Raw genomic sequence first — 16585 nt, 5'->3', positions numbered from 1 at the left:
GGTGGGCCGACGCGGGTGCACCCTGGATGATGGCTGGATGTAGGAACGCCGACAGCGACAGGACGGGGGACGGCATGGACAACGGTTACGGCGACGGGGTGAGCGAGGCGGACGGCGAGCGGGCCGCCCGGCGGGACGAGGCGGTGCGGGCCGCGGTGGAGCAGGGGCTGGTCGGACCGGACACCCCCATCGTCGGTCTGCTCGACGTCACGGGCATCCGGGAGTCGGCGGCGGCACTGCGGGCGGCGTTCGACGCGGTGGTGGCGCCGGGGACGCCGGTGCTGCACGCCTTCGCGGTGAAGGCGACCCCGCTCGTGCCGGTGCTGCGGCTGCTGCGGGAGGAGGGCATCGGCGCCGAGGTGGCGAGCCCGGGCGAGCTGGCGCTGGCGCGGGCGGCCGGGATCCCGCCCGCCCGCACCGTCCTCGACTCGCCCGCGAAGACGCCGGCCGAGCTGCGCGAGGCGCTGGCGCTCGGCATCGCCGTCAACGCGGACAACCCGCAGGAGCTGAACCGCATCGACGCCCTGGCTCGGTCGGGCCCCACCCGCTCCCCGCTCGGCATCCGCGTGAACCCGCAGGTCGGCGGGGGCTCCATCGAGGCGCTGTCGACGGCGACGGCGACCTCGAAGTTCGGGGTGGCGCTGCGCGACGAAGGGGCGCGCGAGTGGGTGGTGCGCGCATGCCTGGACCGCCCGTGGCTGACCCGGCTGCACGCCCACACCGGCTCCCAGGGCATCCCGCTCTCCCTTATGGCACAGGGCGTGGCGGAGACGTACGCGCTCGCCGAGGAGATCAACGCGCGCGCCGGGCGGCGGCAGATCGACACCCTCGACATCGGTGGCGGACTGCCGGTGAACTTCAGCTCGGAGGCGACGACACCGACGTACGCGCAGTACGCGCGGCTGCTGAGCGAGGCGGTGCCGGGGCTGTTCGACGGGCGGTACGGCCTGGTGACCGAGTTCGGGCGGTCACTGCTGGCCAAGCACGGCACGGTGGTGGCGCGGGTGGAGTACACCAAGAGCGCCGGCGGGCGGCCGGTCGCCGTCACGCACGCGGGCGTGCAGGTCGCGACGCGGACGGTGTACGCGCCGGCGGCGTGGCCGCTGCGCATCGCCGCGTACGACGCGAAGGGGCGGCCCAAGTCGGGGCCCGAGGTGGTGCAGGACGTCGCCGGGCCCGCCTGCTTCGCGGGCGACCTGCTCGCCGAGGGGCGCGCGCTGCCGCTGCTGGAACAGGGCGACTACGCGGCGGCGCTGGACACCGGCGCGTACTACTTCGCGCACCACTACGCCTACAACTCCCTCGCCCGGCCCGGCATCCACGGCTTCGCCCCGGACGCCTCCGGCGGTGTCGCCTTCGCGACCGTACGGGAGCCACAGGCGCTCGACGAGATTGTGGCCGAGTCGGGAGGGGCGCACGCGAGCGCCCTCACCACGCTTCCCGTGCCCGGGCGCCCTTGACGCCCCCCGGTGGACGCGCCGTTCAACTGGTCCGGAAACGAGCTCAGTTGACCCACCTTAGCCGCCTGGCGCATGTTCCACCGGAAAATGCCAGAACCCTCACCCCTCGCACACACGGTGCGTAGCGTCGGTGTCACTCAGCCGAACGCCAGGCGGGAGGGGAGCCACGGTGCCCGGAATCGACGAGTGCCTGCTGGAAGCCATGCGACTGCCCGGTGCCCGGGGTGCCGCGCTGGTCGACTGGACCAGCGGACTGGCCCTGGGCACCGTCGGTGAGTCGCCGGGCGGCGACCACGAGGCGACCGCGGCGGAGGCCGCCGAGCTGGCCCGGCTGGCCGCCGAGCACGGCGCCTTCACGCCCGCCGACGGCACCGACGACGCCGACCCTCCGGTCGAGGACCTGATCATCAGCAACCGCGACAGCTACCACCTGCCGCGGTTCGTGCGGACGTCCTTCGACAGCAGCGTCTTCCTGCACCTGTGGCTGACCCGCGCGGAGGGCAACCTCGCGCTGGCCCGCATCCGGCTGGGCGAGATGGCCGGACGGCTGGTGCTGGGATGACCGTGGTCAAGGCGACTCCACCGCCGCCCCTGCCGGTGCGGGACAGGGCCGCGGCCCGCGAGCGGCCCTGGGGCGGCGTCTCACCCATGCTGACCCGGCTCGCCGCCGAGCAGGCCACCGGCGTCCTGGGCCGCGAGCGCGGCACGCTTCACCTCGCCGAGGGCCAAGTGGTGCACGCCGAGACCCGTTCGCCCCGGGCCTCGGCGTGCTCCTCACGGCCCACGGTACCCTCGACGCCGAGGCCTGGCAGGAGGCGGTGGCCCGCGCCGACGACGACCACCCGGCCGGCCGCATCCTGGTGGACGCCGGCCGCCTCACCGAGGGCGAGCTGGAGCTGTGCCACCTGGGCGCCCTGTACGACGCGGCGTTCTTCGCCCTGGCCCCCAGCAGCACACCGGGCCGTTTCCGCACCTCGGGCTCAGGGGCCAGATCGAGGACATCCTGATCACACTGTCCGACCAGTACCACCTGCTCCGCCTGATCAGCGGGCGCGGCGGCAACGGCCTCTTCCTCTACCTCGTCCTGGACGCCAAGCGGGCCAACCTGGCGATGGCCCGCCACCAGCTGAAGAAGATCGAGGAGGACCTGGAGGTCTGACCCCCGACCCCTGCTAGACGAGCGCCGCGGTGCGGCGGCGCGCCCCGCCCGGGGCCGCGTCGCCCGCCGCGATGCCCGTGCTGCGGTAGGCCTTGACCGCCTTGCCCGCGGGGCGTCCGCCGCGCTTGTCGAGCCAGTCGACGCGCACCCACAGCAGCGTCTCTCCGGCCCGCTCCCGCCGCCCGAGCCACGCGGCCTTCAGCCGCAGCCCGGTCCCGGCACCGGCCAGCAGCATCCCGCCCGCCGCGGGTACGGCGAACGCGCTGCCCAGCGCGGCCACGAAGGCGAGCAGCAGCCACCAGCGGTGCCCCCGGCGCCAGTTGCGGATACTGACGGCGCGGTCCTGGAGCACGTCGTGCCGTCCGGCGCGGGCGGCGCCGCGCGCGAGGGTGGCGTAGCGCCGACGGCGGACGCACGCCACGACGGCCGCGGTCACGAGGAACAGCGCGGCCCCTGCCATGACACCGATCCGACGCCCGGTCAGCCCCGGCACCAGCAGACCGATCCCCGTCGCGCACACCCCGAGCCACCACAGCGGTGCCGCTCCGGCCCGTACGACGACGGCCACCCGAGCCAGTCCCTGACCTCCGCGTGCCACGTGCTGCCTCCTCATCGTCCTTGTCGTCCCGGCACACTCCGTTCGGGCGGGCAGGTTAGCGAGGATTGGTGAGACGAATCTGAGAGCGCGCCGCAGCGTTCCCGGCAGCTTCTCACTCCACGAACAGCCCCCGCGCCGCCGCCTTCGCGTCGAACTCCTCCAGGCGTGCCTGCGCGTCCGGCAGGTCGTCGCACATGGCCTCCAGCAGGACCCGGCCGAGCAGCATCGGCGCGCACGCGGTGTCGAAAGCGAGCGCGGTGCCGACGGCGGCGGGCAGCAGGAGGTCGGAGTGCTTCGCGACCGGTGCGAAGGCCGAGTCCGCGACCGTGACGACGGTCAGCCCCGCGTCCTTGGCGTAGGCGAGGGTGTCGACGACCTCGCGCGGGTGCCGCGGCAGCGCGAAGCACAGCAGCGCCGAGGCACCCGCCCGTACCGCACCGTCGATGCGGTCGTGGATCATCGTGCCGCCCTCGTTGAGCAGCCGTACGTCCGGGTGCACCTTGGCGGCGAAGTATGCGAAGCCGTACGCCTGGGAGGCCGCGGCCCTGAGGCCGAGGACGGGCAGCGGGCGCGAGGCGGCGAGGACCCGTCCCGCCTTCTGCACCGGCCGCGGATCGGCCAGCGCCTCCGACAGGTGCTTCAGGTTCTCGATCTCGGCCGCGACGGCCTGCTGGTATTCGTTGTACGACGCCGACTCCGCCGCCGGTTCGGCGGGCGCCACCTCGCGCAGGTGCCGGCGCAGTGCCGGGTAGCCGTCGAAGCCGAGGGCGACGGCGAAGCGGGTCACGGACGGCTGGCTGACCCCGGCCAGTTCCGCCAGCTCGACGCTGGACAGGAAGGGCACGTCGGCGGCCCGCCGCACCATGCTGTGCGCGATGCGCCGCTGGGTCGGCGTGAGCCGGTGCCCCTCGAAGAGCGCCTGCAGCCGTGCGGCAGGGCTGTCGGTCACGCTCATGACGTGCTCTCCCCCTCCAGATGTCCTCGACGCCCCGGGAGAGTACTCCCCGACCACTACCTATTCAGACACCAAGAACTCTGCATGAGGTCATACAGGGCGGGCAAGGGATCGACCAAGTGTCGTTAAACGGGCACTCACCGTGACACCCCGTGCGCTTACCGTGAGCAGGCGCTACACGCACGACTCCTGAGGAAGCGTCATGGCCTCCAACCGCAGGGCTTTTCTGACGGCCACCGCCGTCGGCGCACTGGCCGCAGCCCCCGCGACGGCGGCGGGCGGCCATGCGCCGACCGTCGCCGACAGCCCTTCCCGCCCGCCGCCCGCCGCCCACGAGGCGCTCGACGAACTGCTCGCGGGCAACCGGCGGTACGCCACCGGCCGCCCCCGGCACCCTCACGAGGGGAGCCGGCGGCGACATCTGCTGGCCACCGGGCAGCATCCCTTCGCGGTGGTCGTCGGGTGCGTCGACTCCCGGGTGCCGCCGGAGCTGGTCTTCGACCAGGGGCTCGGGGACCTGCTGTGCATAAGGACCGCCGGGCAGGTCCTGGACGAGGCGGTGCTCGGTTCCATCCAGTACGGGGTTGAGGAGCTGCGCATCCCGCTGGTGCTGGTGCTGGGGCACGAGCGGTGCGGGGCGGTCGCGGCGACGCTGGAGCACCTGCGGACGGGGGCCCCGGTGCCCGGCCATCTGGTCCTGCTGGTGGACGAGATCATCCCCGCCGCCCACCGGACGCGGGCGCTGCCCGGCGACTGGGCCGAACACACCATGCGGGCCCACACGGCCTGGGTCCGCGACGCGATCCGCGCCGACCCCGCCTTCACGTCGGCGCACGTCGCGGCGGCTCGCTTCGACCTCGACACGGGGCTCGTCTCCTTGCTGCCCTGAGCTGCCCCGACCTCTCCCCCTCCCTCCCTCACGCGAAGAAGACATGAACCTCACCCGCGCTCTGTCCGTCCTGCCCTCCCCCGCCGACCTCCGCTCCATGACCCGCACGCCCCGGCGCGACCTCATGTGCGGACTCACCGTCGCCGTCGTCGCCCTCCCCCTCGCCCTGGGTTTCGGGGTCACCTCCGGGCTCGGTGCCGCCTCGGGCCTCGCCACCGCGATCGTCGCCGGAGCCCTCGCCGCGCTCTTCGGCGGTTCCGCGCGCCAGGTCAGCGGACCCACCGGCGCGATGACGGTGGTCCTCGTGCCGATCGTGCACCGGTACGGCGCCGCGGGCGTCCTCACCGTCGGTCTGATCGCCGGGGTGATGCTGCTGGCGCTGGCCTTCGCGCGGGCGGGAGCGGCGATGGCGTACGTGCCCGCACCGGTGATCGCCGGTTTCACCATCGGGATCGCCTGTGTGATCGCCCTGCAGCAGGTGCCGGCGGCGCTCGGTGTGCCCACGCCGCCCGGTGAGCAGGTCGCCGTCGTCGCGGCGCGGGCGGCCGAGGGGTTCGGGCGGGCTCAGCAGTGGCCGGCCCCGCTCCTCGCCCTCGGATCGGCCGCGCTGATGCTCGCGGGCGCCCGCTGGAAGCCGGCCGTGCCCTTCTCCCTCGTGGCCGTCGCCGCCGCGACCGCCGTCGCCGAGGCCCTGCACCTGCACGTCACCCGCATCGGCACGCTCCCCGCGTCCCTCCCGGCCCCCTCCCTGGCCTTCCTGGACGTGTCCCGCGTCCCCTCCCTCCTCGCGCCCGCCGCCGCGGTCGCCGCCCTGGCCGCTCTGGAGTCGCTGCTGTCCGCCTCCGTGGCGGACGGCATGCGCCCCGGCGAACGCCACGACCCCGGCAAGGAGCTCTTCGGCCAGGGCATCGCCAACCTCGCGGCCCCGCTCTTCGGCGGCGTCCCGGCGACGGGCGCGATCGCCCGCACGGCGGTCAACGTCCGCACCGGCGCCGCCTCCCGCCTGGCCGCCCTCTCCCACGCGCTGATCCTCGCCGGGATCGTGGCGGTGGCGGCCCCGCTGGTGGGCCATATCCCGCTGGCCTCGCTGGCCGGGGTGCTGCTCGCCACGGCCGTACGGATGGTGGAGACGGACACGGTCCGCGCGATGGCGCGGGCCACCCGCGGGGACGCCCTGGTCCTCGGCCTGACCGCTGCCTCCACCCTCGCCCTCGACCTGGTGCGCGCGGTGCTGATCGGCCTCGGCGTCTCGGTGCTGCTGGCGCTGCGCGCGGCGGTGCGCGGCACCCGGCTCACCCCGGCCGCCGCCGACGAACTGCCCGGCGGCGCGGGCACGGTGACATACCGCTTCGACGGCCCGCTGCTGTTCGCCGGCGCCCACCGCCTGCGCCGCAGCCTCGGCGACGTGCACGACGGCGTCTCGGCCGTCGACCTGCGGCTGTCGGGCCTGACCGCGGTCGACGCCACCGGCGCGCTGGCGCTGAAGGACGCGGTCGGCGAGCTGCGCGGCCGGGGCATCGAGGTCCGCATCACCGGCGTCGACCACAGCCACCGCAAGGCGCTGGAGTCCCTCGGCGTCCTCCCTGCGGGCCCTACGCCGAACAGGGGGGCTATCCCTACTGTGGCGGGCGTCCCGGCTCCCTGACGTGGACCGCATGACCGGAATGGACACGCGGGACGCCGACCTGAAGAAGGAACTCAACGCCACCCTGCAGGCCCGCAGGGAACTGGGCGAGGAGTACGAGTCCGCGCTGGTCGACTCGTTCCTGGAGAAGGTCGACCAGCGCATCGACGGCGCAGTCGAGCGCCGGGTGCGCCGACAGCTCGCCGAGCAGCAGATGACGGTGGCCCGGGACTCCCGGTCGCCGAAGGCCACCGACTCCTGGGGCGAGCGCTTCGGCTTCGGCATCGTCTCGCTGGTGCTGGCGGTCCCGCTGTCCGCGATCGGCGCCGGCACCGCCCCACCTCCCCGGCCTCATCGGCGCCTGGTTCGGCATCGTCGGCGTCAACGCCGTCCAGGCCGCGCGGAGCAACCCCGGCCTTCGGCGGCCGGCGCCGCGGGTCCTCCCAGGACGACGGCTGGGAGGACTGACCGTCCTCCCCCCCGCTGCGCGTGCCGGGTGGCAGCACCCTGATCTGCCGCAGGTAGACGTGCCGGGGCCGGCTGGTGTCGTACGCGACGACGGCCGCACAAAGACATGCGCGGGGACCGCCGCACAAAAACATGCGCGGGGACCGCCGCACCCCCGTTGCCGGGGGGCGGGACGACGGCGGTCCCCGCGAGGGACGCGGGCCGGGTCAGGGCCGGGCTTGCGCGTCCGTGGCGTCCATGGAGGTCCGGGAGCCGCTCCGGAGGTCCTTGGCGCCGTTTCGGTCGCCGGCCGGGGCGCGGAGCCTCCCCCAGTGCTCAACACCTGGGAGGTACCCCCACCGCCCTGCCGGCACCCACTAATCTGCCGGACCCGTGTTAAGCGGGTGCTGCGTGAACGTGACACGCTCGTACCACTTCCGCGACTTCCTCTCAGCCGGAGGTCACCGCACGTTCCCCGCCGACACGCCCGGTTCACCGGACGTTCGCTACTGCTTTCCGCCCTTGGCCAGGAAGGCCAGCAGGTCCTGCCGGCTGACCACACCGGTCGGCTTGCCCTCGACCAGCACGATCGCCGCGTCCGCCGCACCGAGCACGGACATCAGGTCGGCGACCGGCTCGCCGGAGCCGACCTGCGGCAGCGGGGCGGACATGTGCTTCTCCAGCGGGTCCTCCAGCGACGCCCGCTGGGTGAACAGCGCATCGAGCAACTCCCGCTCCACCACGGACCCCACGACCTCCGCCGCCATGACGTCCGGGTGACCGGCGCCCGGCTTCACGATCGGCATCTGCGAGACGCCGTACTCGCGCAGCACCTCGATGGCCTGACCGACGGTCTCGTCGGGGTGCATGTGGACCAGGGAGGGGATGGAGCCGCCCTCCTTGTCGTTGAGGACGTCGCCGACGCGCGCGCTCGGACCCTCGTCCTCCAGGAAGCCGTAGTCGGCCATCCACTCGTCGTTGAAGATCTTGCTGAGGTAGCCGCGCCCGCTGTCGGGCAGGAGGACGACCACGACGTCGTCCGGGCCCAGCCGCTCGGCGACCCGCAGGGCAGCCACGACGGCCATGCCGCAGGAGCCGCCGACCAGCAGGCCCTCCTCTTTGGCCAGCCGCCGGGTCATCTGGAAGGAGTCCTTGTCGGACACGGCGACGATCTCGTCGGCGACGGTCCGGTCGTAGGCGGTGGGCCAGAAGTCCTCACCGACGCCCTCGACGAGGTACGGCCGCCCGGAACCGCCGGAGTACACCGAGCCCTCGGGGTCGGCGCCGATGACCTTGACGCGGCCGTCGCTGACGTCCTTCAGGTAGCGCCCGGTCCCGGAGATGGTGCCGCCGGTGCCGACGCCGGCCACGAAGTGGGTGATCTTTCCCTCCGTCTGCTCCCACAGCTCGGGGCCGGTGGAGTGATAGTGCGACAGGGGGTTGTTGGGGTTGGAGTACTGGTCGGGCTTCCAGGCGCCGGGGGTCTCGCGCACCAGCCGGTCGGAGACGTTGTAGTAGGAGTCCGGGTGCTCCGGCGCCACGGCGGTCGGGCAGACGACCACTTCGGCCCCGTACGCGCGCAGCACGTTGATCTTGTCGGTGGAGACCTTGTCCGGGCACACGAATATGCACCTGTAGCCCTTCTGCTGGGCCACGATGGCAAGCCCCACACCGGTGTTCCCGCTGGTCGGCTCGACGATCGTCCCGCCGGGCTTGAGCTCGCCGCTCTGCTCGGCCGCCTCGATCATGCGCAGGGCGATGCGGTCCTTCACGGAGCCGCCCGGGTTGAAGTACTCGACCTTCGCCAGGACGGTCGCCCGAATGCCCTTGGTGACGTTGTTGAGCCTCACCAGCGGGGTGTTGCCGACGAGGCTGATCATCGAGTCGTGGAATTGCACCGTTGTCTCCGGTTGCTGCAAAAGATGTGGTCGTAGTGGTTCCGCCAGCCTAAGGCCCGGGGCGGCCGCAAGGACGTGCGTTCACTCCCCGTCGAGATTGGGCGACGGTATGTACGGGGCAAGGAGTGGATGTACGGCTACAAGGAGGTGGCGGCGACGCATGACGAGCATGTCGAGGGCGAGGGTGGCCCGGCGCATCGCGGCCGGCGCCGCATACGGGGGCGGCGGGGTCGGCGTGGTCGGGGCGGCCGCCGTGGGTCTGCTGCTGGCCGAGGTGCAGATGGCCAAGCGTCATGTGGGCAACGGCTCGGACAACCACGTGCCGGTGGCGGACGGGCTGTACGGCCATGTCTACGACACCCCCGGCGAACCGCCTCTGAAGCTGGCCATGCTCGGCGACTCCACGGCCGCGGGGCAGGGCGTCCACCGGGCCGGGCAGACGCCGGGCGCGCTGCTGGCCTCGGGCCTGTCGGCGGTGGCGGAGCGTCCGGTGGAGCTGCGGAACGTGGCCCTTCCGGGTGCCCAGTCGGACGACCTGGACCGCCAGGTGGCGCTGGTGCTCGCCGATCCGGCCCAGCTGCTCGACATCTGCGTCATCATGATCGGCGCGAACGACGTGACGCACCGGATGCCGCCGACGCGCTCGGTGCGGCACTTGTCGGCTGCGGTACGCCGTCTGCGCACGGCAGGCGCGGAAGTGGTCGTCGGCACCTGCCCCGACCTGGGCACCATCGAGCCGGTCCAGCAGCCGCTGCGCTGGGTGGCCCGCCGGGCCTCCCGGCAGCTGGCGGCGGCTCAGACGATCGGGGCGGTGGAGCAGGGGGGCCGCACCGTGTCGCTGGGCGACCTGCTGGGCCCCGAGTTCGCGGCGAACCCGCGGGAGCTGTTCGGCCCCGACAACTACCACCCCTCTGCCGAGGGGTATGCCACCGCCGCCATGGCGGTCCTGCCAACGGTCTGCGCGGCACTGGGCATGTGGCCTGCGGAGGAGGAGCGTCCGGACGCGTCGCGGCGTGAGGGCTTCCTGCCGGTGGCCCGGGCGGCGGCCGAGGCGGCGTCCGAGGCGGGCACGGAGGTCACGGCAGCGATGCCGACGGGACCGCGCGGGCCGTGGGCCCTGTTGAAGCGCCGTCGCCGTCGCCGGGTGCCGGAGCCACGACCGGCGCCTGCGACTCCTTCGGCGTAACGGTGGTGGGCGGCAGTTCCCAGCGCCCCACCTGCCCACCCCCACCTGCCCGCGCCCTCACCGTACCCGCGCCCTCTGCGCCCCCAGTCGCCGAAGGCCAAAGCAAGCGCTTAGAAAGTTGCGGCCAGGATCACACCCCAGCACCCGTGACCCCGCCCATACGTACGGGTAACTTCCCAGACAGCCCTGCCCGCCCTCCGTACTTCCCGTACGCACGTACCGCCAATGGAGCCGTGATGCCCGAAGCCGTCATCGTCTCGACTGCCCGCTCCCCCATCGGCCGCGCTTTCAAGGGCTCCCTCAAGGACCTGCGCCCGGACGACCTCGCCGCCACGATCATCCAGGCCGCCCTCGCCAAGGTCCCGGAACTGGACCCCAGGGACATCGACGACCTGATGCTCGGCTGCGGCCTCCCCGGCGGCGAGCAGGGCAACAACCTCGGCCGGATCGTCGCCGTGCAGATGGGCATGGACCACCTGCCGGGCTGCACGATCACCCGCTACTGCTCCTCCTCCCTCCAGACCTCCCGGATGGCCCTGCACGCCATCAAGGCCGGCGAGGGCGACGTGTTCATCTCGGCCGGCGTGGAGATGGTCTCCCGCTACACCAAGGGCAACTCCGACAGCCTCCCGGACACGCACAACCCGCTCTTCGCCGAGGCCGAGGCGCGCACCGCCGCCGTCGCCGAGCAGGAGGGCACCACCTGGCACGACCCGCGCGAGGACGGGCTGCTGCCCGACCCCTACATCGCGATGGGCCAGACCGCGGAGAACCTCGCCCGCTGGAAGGGCATCACCCGCGAGGAGATGGACGAGTTCGGAGTCCGCTCGCAGAACCTCGCAGAGAAGGCCATCAACAACGGCTTCTGGGAGCGCGAGATCACCCCGGTGACCCTCCCCGACGGCACGGTCGTCTCCAAGGACGACGGCCCGCGGCCCGGCGTGACCATGGAGGGCGTGGCCGGGCTCAAGCCCGTCTTCCGCCCCGACGGCCTCGTCACCGCCGGCAACTGCTGCCCCCTCAACGACGGCGCCGCCGCGGTCGTCATCATGTCCGACACCAAGGCCCGCGAGCTGGGCCTCACCCCACTCGCCCGCATCGTCTCCACCGGTGTCTCCGGCCTCTCCCCGGAGATCATGGGCCTCGGCCCGGTCGAGGCCTCGCAGCAGGCGCTGCGGCGGGCCGGCCTGACCATCGACGACATCGACCTGGTCGAGATCAACGAGGCCTTCGCCGCCCAGGTGATCCCCTCCTACCGCGACCTCGGCATCGACCTCGACAAGCTGAACGTCAACGGCGGCGCCATCGCCGTCGGCCACCCCTTCGGCATGACCGGCGCCCGCATCACCGGCACGCTCATCAACTCCCTCCAGTGGCACGACAAGCAGTTCGGCCTGGAGACGATGTGCGTCGGCGGCGGGCAGGGCATGGCGATGGTCATCGAGCGCCTCAGCTGACCCACCTCCTCCACTGAGAGACCGTCAGTGGCCGTATTACCACCCAGCGTGAGCGAACGGCCCGGAATCCAAGAAACCATGGGGTTCCGGGCCGTTTTGTGATCCAATCTCCCCCAGGATGTAACCTATCTCCTTCCACTGAGGTATTTACGCAGGTCAGCGCCGTTTCGCCAGTAAACATCGGGGTGGAAATCCTGTCCGTTTCGTGACGTTACGCACTGACAGCTGGTTAGTCCGCCCTTCAAGCTGATGTAGGAAGTCGGGGGTCGACCTTGAACCCGGGAGTACGTCAGTGAGCGCCATGCCGATCGCCCTGCTGCTCACCACGGCCGCCACCGGCGCCGTGGGCGTCGCCGTCCTGCGCACCCTCCTGGTGCTGCGCCGCCAGGTCGCGGCCCTGCAGAGGCAGCTGGCCGAGAACCACGCCGCCACCGCGCGCGCCCTGCTGCCCGCCGCGCGCAGCCACACCGACGCCGAGCAGATACGCGCCGCCGTGACCCAGGCGCTCGCCGAGGAGCGGGAGCGGGAACTGGCCGAGGCGCGGGCGTTCTGGGCCGCCCAGGAGGCCCGTGACGCCGGAGACGCGCCCTCCCTGCTCGGACTGCCGGACAGCGAGCTGTTCCTGCCGCGCCAGGCCGACTTCGCGAGCCTGGAGCCGCTGGAGCCGGTGACCGAGACCGGCACGGACGCCGACGAGTTCTCCGGGGAGTCCCCGGAGCTGGCCGCGGCCCGCCGCCGCCACCCCTCGCACCCGGACTTCACCCCGTCCCCGTCACCGGTCGTGGGCGACCACGAGCGCACGGTCGCCGCGCTGGAGGAGCTCGCCGAGTCCCGCGTGGAGCTGACCGACGTCCGCCCGGGCCCGCTGGGCACCCTCGACGTCTACGTCTTCGCGGACGGCACGACCCTGTGCATGACTCCGGGCCACCGCGAGACGGCGGAGCGCCTCGCCGCCGCCCTGCGCGCGGGCCGGGCCCCGGTCCTGCTCGGCGGCTCGGGCGTCTCGGGCGCGTACACCCTGACCTTCGCCTGCGGCGAGGAGAACGTGTACATCCTGGCGGACCGGGTCATCGCCTCGCTGTAGGAACGCCGGGCGGAGATCGCCGCAGGAACGCCGGGCGGAGCAGCGTACCGGCCGGCTGTCACACCCCCGCCCGTTTCTGCGCCTCCTTCACCAACCGCACCGCCTCGGCGACCTCATCCTCGTTCTTCAGTACGAGCGCGAGATCGTGCCCGGCAACGGTGATCTGGTCGGCGGCAGCAAACATCCCGGCGTCGGGCATCTCGCGGAGCTCGGTGCCGGGCTCCTCCAGCAACTGCGCCCGCCGTGCCAACTCCCTGGCCAGCGCCAGCGCTTCAGCGGCAGCGCTCCGCTGCAGGCGACTCTGCGGAGCCGCCCTCAGCCGGTCGGCGAAGTGATCCACTGCACGGGTCAGAGGTGTCGTGTCAACCACGCCGCGAGAGTACGCGTCGCACCAGGACTGTTGCCAATACGCCAACGCTCAGGCACGGTGACGTGAAGGACCGGCTTCATCGAATGCGTCCGGAGGCGCCGATGTCCCAAGTCTTCTCCGAGGAGACCCATCGCAATCTGCTCGCCCGCATCCCCCACTGCACCGGTCGTGAAGTCGCCGACTGGTTGCGCACCGTCGAAGAAGGCCCCTCTCTCTTCCGCTTCGAGGAGAAAGTCAGCTGGCTCCGCGCCGAGCACAACCTCGCGTACGGCCACGCCAAAGCGATCATCCATGAGTACGACCTGAGGAGGGCCGCGCGCAAACTGCTCTAGGCGCGCATCGGCACGGCGCCGGATCCGGGCGCCGACACGACGAGCCGACACGGCGAAGGGCCCCGGGGAGACCCCGGGGCCCTTGCGTTCGGCCGCCGTCCGGCGGACCGGCGCATGTCCGGCCGTTAGTCGTTCTGGTTGAGGATCGCGATGATCCGCAGGAACTCCAAGTAGATCCACACCAGCGTCAGCGTGAGGCCGAAGGCCGCCAGCCAGGCCTCCTCGCGCGGGGCGCCGTAGGCGATGCCGTCCTCGACCTGCTTGAAGTCCAGGGCGAGGAAGCAGGCACCGAGGATGATGCCGATGACGCCGAAGAAGATGCCGAGGCCGCCGCTGCGGAAGCCGAGGCCGTCACCGCCGCCGAACACCGCGAACAGCAGGTTCACCACCATCAGCAGCACGAAGCCGAGCGCGGCCGCCATCACGAAGCCGTAGAACCGGCGGTTGACGCGGATCCAGCCCGCCTTGTACGCCACCAGCACACCGGCGAAGACCGCCATCGTGCCGATCACGGCCTGCATGGCCGCGCCGCTGGCGATGCGGTTGTCGACGACGCTGGAGACGACGCCGAGGAAGACGCCCTCGAACGCCGCGTACGTCAGGATCAGCGCGGGCGAGGGCCGACGCTTGAAGGACTGCACGAACGCCAGGACCATGCCGACCAGCGCGGCGCCGATCCCGATGCCGTACGACCGGCTGATGTGGGCGTCGTCGACCGGCAGCAGCGCCCAGGCGAGCGCGGCCGTGACGATCAGGACGCCGAGCGTGGACGCCGTGCGCATGACGACGTCGTCCATCGTCATCCGGCCGGTGGTGGCCGGGGCCTGCGGCGGCGCGCCGTACTGCAGGTCCTGCTGGGCGTAGGGATTCTGAGCGTAAGGGTTCTGCGCGTAAGGGTTACCGCTCGGCTGGGCATACGGGTTGCCCTGAGCGTACGGATTGCCCTGCGTGCCGACAGCGGGGCCCCCGGCCTGCGGCGCGGTGTTGAAGCCCGCGTAGCCGTTGTCGCGGCTGAACCCCCGTCGCGAGAAGACCGGGTTTCTGCTCCTCATCTCACTCCTCCATGGCCACACTGCATGACCTTGGCTCAAGAGTAATGGAAAGGTAAAGGGTCGACCCTAATACCTGGGAAGGATCTTTCCCTCGTCCTGCTGCGGAACACGCTACGCGGGCGGGTGATTCCCGGCCACGGACGGCCTCATTCATGACCAACCTGCGACACGTCCGGAATCGGCCGGAGATCACCGGGCCCGTCTGTCGAGGGGGAACCCGGTGTAGGCCTCGGCGAGGTCGGTCTCGGCGGCGCGGCAGGAGGTGATCCGCTCCAGGCGGGCCAGGTGCAGGCGGTCCTCGAAAGGGGTGGCGTCGGGGGCCCGGTGCAGCATCGTCGTCATGTCATAGCTGAACCGCTCGGCCTGCCAGATCCGGCGCAAACAAGTCGCCGAGTAGGCGTCGAGGAGCTCGGCGGACCCCGTCTCCCTCTCGTACGTCAGCGCCCGCGCGAAGGTGACGACGTCGCCGACGGCGAGATTCAGCCCCTTGGCCCCGGTCGGCGGCACGATGTGCGCGGCGTCGCCGGCGAGGAAGAGACGGCCGTGACGCATGGGCTCGTGGACGTAGCTGCGCATCGGCGTCACGGATTTCTGCGTGATGGGCCCGCGCTCGAGCTTCCAGCCGTCGGCGGTCTCGAACCGCCGCTCCAGTTCGTCCCAGATTTCCTCGTCGGCCCATGTCTCCGCATCGGTGTCCGCGGGCACCTGGAGGTAGAGGCGGGAGACGGACGGGGAGCGCATGGACAGCAGGGCGAAGCCGCGGTCGTGGCGGGCATAGACGAGTTCGTCGTGGGAGGGGGCTACGTCGGCGAGGATGCCGAGCCAGCCGAACGGGTACGTGCGCTCGAAGACCCGGGCGAGCGAGGCGGGGACCGCCTTCCGCGACACCCCCCAGAACCCGTCGCACCCGACGACGTACTCGCACTCCAGCACGTCCCCCTCGCCCGCGTACCGGAACCGCACGCGCGGGCGGTCGCTCTCCGCTCCCTCGACGGCCAGCGCCTCGGCCTGGAACAGCAGCGGTCCGCCCTCCTCGAGCTGAAGGGCGATGAGGTCCTTGCAGACCTCCGTCTGGGCGTAAACCATCACGGACCGGCCGCCGGTGAGGGAGGGGAAGTCGACACGGTGACGGGTCTTCGCGAACCGCAGCTCGATCCCGTCGTGCCGCAGCCCCTCCCGGTCCATCCGCTCCCCGGCTCCCGCCGCACGCAGCACGTCCACGGTCCCCTGCTCCAGGATCCCGGCCCGCTGCCGCTGCTCGACGTAGGCACGGTCGCGGCTCTCCAGGACGACCGAGTCGATCCCGGCGTTGTGGAGCAGCCGGGCGAGGAGCAGGCCGGCGGGGCCGGCTCCGATGATGCCGACGGTGGTGCGCATCGGTCGTTCCCTTCGGGTGGGCGTTGTTGCCGGGGTGCGGGGTGCGTTCGCCTAGTGAACTTCTCTTCACTAGGTTCCCTGCCTGAGTTTCCGACCGAGCTCACCCCGATGTCAATGGTGTCCGTGGCCGCACGCGACCGACCGCCGTGTCCGCGCGATCAGGTCGCGGACACGGCGGTCGGCCCGGGGAGCGGCGTACGCCGCGGTCAGCGGCCCGGCCAGCCGTCCAGGTGGCGGTGCAGGGTCACGGCGGGCTGCGCATCGCCGTTCGGGGCGTGCGCGACCGCGTCGTGGAGGACACCGGTGACCTCGGTGGCGAGGCCGTCGACCTGCGACTTCAGGTCGGCGGCGGGGAGTGAGAACCGGGTCAGCGCGTCCAGTCGGCGGTGAATGTCGGCGAGTTGCCCCTGGGCGGTGTCGTCGAGAGTGAACGGCGTGGGCGTGGACACGACGAACTGGTAGGCCCCGGCGAGGGCCTGACAGCCCGTGCACTTCTTGTTCGCGGCGTCGCTGAGGTTCACCGCGTTCAGGTGCGTGCCCTCCCCCGCGATCGTGACGATCCGGAAGGACACCGCCACGGAACGGCAGTCGTCGTCGGCCGAGCAGCCGGCGGAGACGGCGTTGGCCTGATTGCGCACGGCGGCGGCGTTCACCGTGCCGAACTGGCGGATGGTGAACGAGTCCTTGGCCTGCGTGT

At 72.2% G+C, this 16585-nt stretch carries 15 protein-coding genes and 3 pseudogenes; 11 read left to right on the top strand and 7 right to left on the bottom strand.

All coding sequences use genetic code 11. From position 1 onward, the window contains the following. Positions 1 to 74: 74 nt before the first annotated feature. The 4 genes and pseudogenes from ABZV31_RS23540 to ABZV31_RS23525 form a co-directional block, all read left to right on the top strand. A complete protein-coding gene (locus ABZV31_RS23540) occupies positions 75 to 1460 on the top strand; it encodes a diaminopimelate decarboxylase (protein ID WP_355897122.1) in 1386 nt (461 codons plus the stop codon). A gap of 169 nt (positions 1461 to 1629) precedes the next feature. Beyond that, positions 1630 to 2022 carry a hypothetical protein gene (locus tag ABZV31_RS23535; protein ID WP_355897119.1) on the top strand — a complete coding sequence of 131 codons (393 nt, stop codon included), beginning with the start codon at positions 1630 to 1632 and terminating at the stop codon, positions 2020 to 2022. Positions 2023 to 2108: 86 nt separating this feature from the next. Continuing rightward, a pseudogene (locus tag ABZV31_RS23530) lies at positions 2109 to 2431 on the top strand (transcriptional regulator); the annotation flags it as partial. Then, positions 2431 to 2619 (top strand): annotated as a pseudogene (locus ABZV31_RS23525) (hypothetical protein); the annotation flags it as partial. The pseudogenes ABZV31_RS23530 and ABZV31_RS23525, both read left to right, overlap by 1 nt. Positions 2620 to 2632: 13 nt before the next feature. Here the strand turns inward: ABZV31_RS23525 and ABZV31_RS23520 are convergent. Both ABZV31_RS23520 and ABZV31_RS23515 read right to left on the bottom strand, forming a co-directional pair. Continuing rightward, positions 2633 to 3217 carry a hypothetical protein gene (locus tag ABZV31_RS23520; protein ID WP_355897117.1) on the bottom strand — a complete coding sequence of 195 codons (585 nt, stop codon included), beginning with the start codon at positions 3215 to 3217 and terminating at the stop codon, positions 2633 to 2635. 112 nt (positions 3218 to 3329) lie between these two features. Continuing rightward, the gene (locus ABZV31_RS23515) at positions 3330 to 4172 is read right to left on the bottom strand and encodes a MurR/RpiR family transcriptional regulator (RefSeq protein WP_355897114.1); all 843 of its coding nucleotides are present in this window, start codon (positions 4170 to 4172) and stop codon (positions 3330 to 3332) included. A gap of 202 nt (positions 4173 to 4374) precedes the next feature. On the opposite strand from ABZV31_RS23515, the gene ABZV31_RS23510 reads away from it, so the two are divergent. The 3 genes and pseudogenes from ABZV31_RS23510 to ABZV31_RS23500 all read left to right on the top strand — a co-directional run bounded on the left by ABZV31_RS23510 (position 4375) and on the right by ABZV31_RS23500 (position 7153). Continuing rightward, positions 4375 to 5061: a carbonic anhydrase gene (locus ABZV31_RS23510; protein ID WP_355897112.1), complete on the top strand. Its 687-nt coding sequence runs from the start codon at positions 4375 to 4377 to the stop codon at positions 5059 to 5061. Positions 5062 to 5104: 43 nt separating this feature from the next. Then, positions 5105 to 6706, top strand: coding sequence for a SulP family inorganic anion transporter (locus tag ABZV31_RS23505; RefSeq protein ID WP_355897109.1), 1602 nt, complete (start codon positions 5105 to 5107; stop codon positions 6704 to 6706). Between the two features lie 19 nt (positions 6707 to 6725). After that, positions 6726 to 7153: pseudogene (locus ABZV31_RS23500) on the top strand (hypothetical protein). 485 nt (positions 7154 to 7638) lie between these two features. On the opposite strand, the gene ABZV31_RS23495 reads toward ABZV31_RS23500, so the two are convergent. Further along, positions 7639 to 9030: a cystathionine beta-synthase gene (locus tag ABZV31_RS23495; protein ID WP_355897106.1), complete on the bottom strand. Its 1392-nt coding sequence runs from the start codon at positions 9028 to 9030 to the stop codon at positions 7639 to 7641. Positions 9031 to 9190: 160 nt separating this feature from the next. Between ABZV31_RS23495 and ABZV31_RS23490 the strand changes: the two genes are divergently transcribed. From ABZV31_RS23490 to ABZV31_RS23480, 3 genes are all read left to right on the top strand, one after another. Further along, positions 9191 to 10216, top strand: coding sequence for an SGNH/GDSL hydrolase family protein (locus ABZV31_RS23490; protein ID WP_355897104.1), 1026 nt, complete (start codon positions 9191 to 9193; stop codon positions 10214 to 10216). A gap of 236 nt (positions 10217 to 10452) precedes the next feature. Further along, positions 10453 to 11673, top strand: coding sequence for an acetyl-CoA C-acetyltransferase (locus ABZV31_RS23485; protein WP_355897101.1), 1221 nt, complete (start codon positions 10453 to 10455; stop codon positions 11671 to 11673). 292 nt (positions 11674 to 11965) lie between these two features. After that, the gene (locus tag ABZV31_RS23480) at positions 11966 to 12757 is read left to right on the top strand and encodes a hypothetical protein (protein WP_355897098.1); all 792 of its coding nucleotides are present in this window, start codon (positions 11966 to 11968) and stop codon (positions 12755 to 12757) included. A gap of 58 nt (positions 12758 to 12815) precedes the next feature. Here the strand turns inward: ABZV31_RS23480 and ABZV31_RS23475 are convergent, their stop codons facing one another. Next, complete coding sequence (locus tag ABZV31_RS23475) at positions 12816 to 13127, bottom strand: hypothetical protein (RefSeq protein ID WP_355897097.1); 312 nt, start codon at positions 13125 to 13127, stop codon at positions 12816 to 12818. A 101-nt stretch (positions 13128 to 13228) separates the two neighbouring features. On the opposite strand from ABZV31_RS23475, the gene ABZV31_RS23470 reads away from it, so the two are divergent. Then, positions 13229 to 13459: a DUF4287 domain-containing protein gene (locus ABZV31_RS23470; RefSeq protein WP_355897094.1), complete on the top strand. Its 231-nt coding sequence runs from the start codon at positions 13229 to 13231 to the stop codon at positions 13457 to 13459. Between the two features lie 125 nt (positions 13460 to 13584). Here the strand turns inward: ABZV31_RS23470 and ABZV31_RS23465 are convergent, their stop codons facing one another. The 3 genes from ABZV31_RS23465 to ABZV31_RS23455 all read right to left on the bottom strand — a co-directional run bounded on the left by ABZV31_RS23465 (position 13585) and on the right by ABZV31_RS23455 (position 16526). Then, positions 13585 to 14511: a Bax inhibitor-1/YccA family protein gene (locus ABZV31_RS23465; RefSeq protein WP_355897091.1), complete on the bottom strand. Its 927-nt coding sequence runs from the start codon at positions 14509 to 14511 to the stop codon at positions 13585 to 13587. Positions 14512 to 14700: 189 nt separating this feature from the next. Next, on the bottom strand, positions 14701 to 15888 hold the full coding sequence (locus tag ABZV31_RS23460; RefSeq protein ID WP_355897088.1) for a 4-hydroxybenzoate 3-monooxygenase: 1188 nt from the start codon (positions 15886 to 15888) through the stop codon (positions 14701 to 14703). Positions 15889 to 16094: 206 nt separating this feature from the next. Continuing rightward, positions 16095 to 16526, bottom strand: coding sequence for a hypothetical protein (locus ABZV31_RS23455; RefSeq protein WP_355897086.1), 432 nt, complete (start codon positions 16524 to 16526; stop codon positions 16095 to 16097). Positions 16527 to 16585 lie beyond the last annotated feature (59 nt).

The organism is Streptomyces sp. NPDC005202, from assembly GCF_040608235.1.
Lineage (GTDB): Bacteria > Actinomycetota > Actinomycetes > Streptomycetales > Streptomycetaceae > Streptomyces.
This window is presented reverse-complemented; position numbering and strand designations above follow the sequence as displayed.

Excerpts from the sequence above, each read along its gene's own strand:
- ABZV31_RS23540 (WP_355897122.1), top strand. The coding sequence starts at position 75 with ATGGACAACGGTTACGGCGACGGGGTGAGCGAGGCGGACGGCGAGCGG.
- ABZV31_RS23515 (WP_355897114.1), bottom strand. The coding sequence starts at position 4,172 with ATGAGCGTGACCGACAGCCCTGCCGCACGGCTGCAGGCGCTCTTCGAG.
- ABZV31_RS23510 (WP_355897112.1), top strand. The coding sequence starts at position 4,375 with ATGGCCTCCAACCGCAGGGCTTTTCTGACGGCCACCGCCGTCGGCGCA.
- ABZV31_RS23505 (WP_355897109.1), top strand. The coding sequence starts at position 5,105 with ATGAACCTCACCCGCGCTCTGTCCGTCCTGCCCTCCCCCGCCGACCTC.
- ABZV31_RS23490 (WP_355897104.1), top strand. The coding sequence starts at position 9,191 with ATGACGAGCATGTCGAGGGCGAGGGTGGCCCGGCGCATCGCGGCCGGC.
- ABZV31_RS23485 (WP_355897101.1), top strand. The coding sequence starts at position 10,453 with ATGCCCGAAGCCGTCATCGTCTCGACTGCCCGCTCCCCCATCGGCCGC.
- ABZV31_RS23470 (WP_355897094.1), top strand. The coding sequence starts at position 13,229 with ATGTCCCAAGTCTTCTCCGAGGAGACCCATCGCAATCTGCTCGCCCGC.
- ABZV31_RS23465 (WP_355897091.1), bottom strand. The coding sequence starts at position 14,511 with ATGAGGAGCAGAAACCCGGTCTTCTCGCGACGGGGGTTCAGCCGCGAC.
- ABZV31_RS23460 (WP_355897088.1), bottom strand. The coding sequence starts at position 15,888 with ATGCGCACCACCGTCGGCATCATCGGAGCCGGCCCCGCCGGCCTGCTC.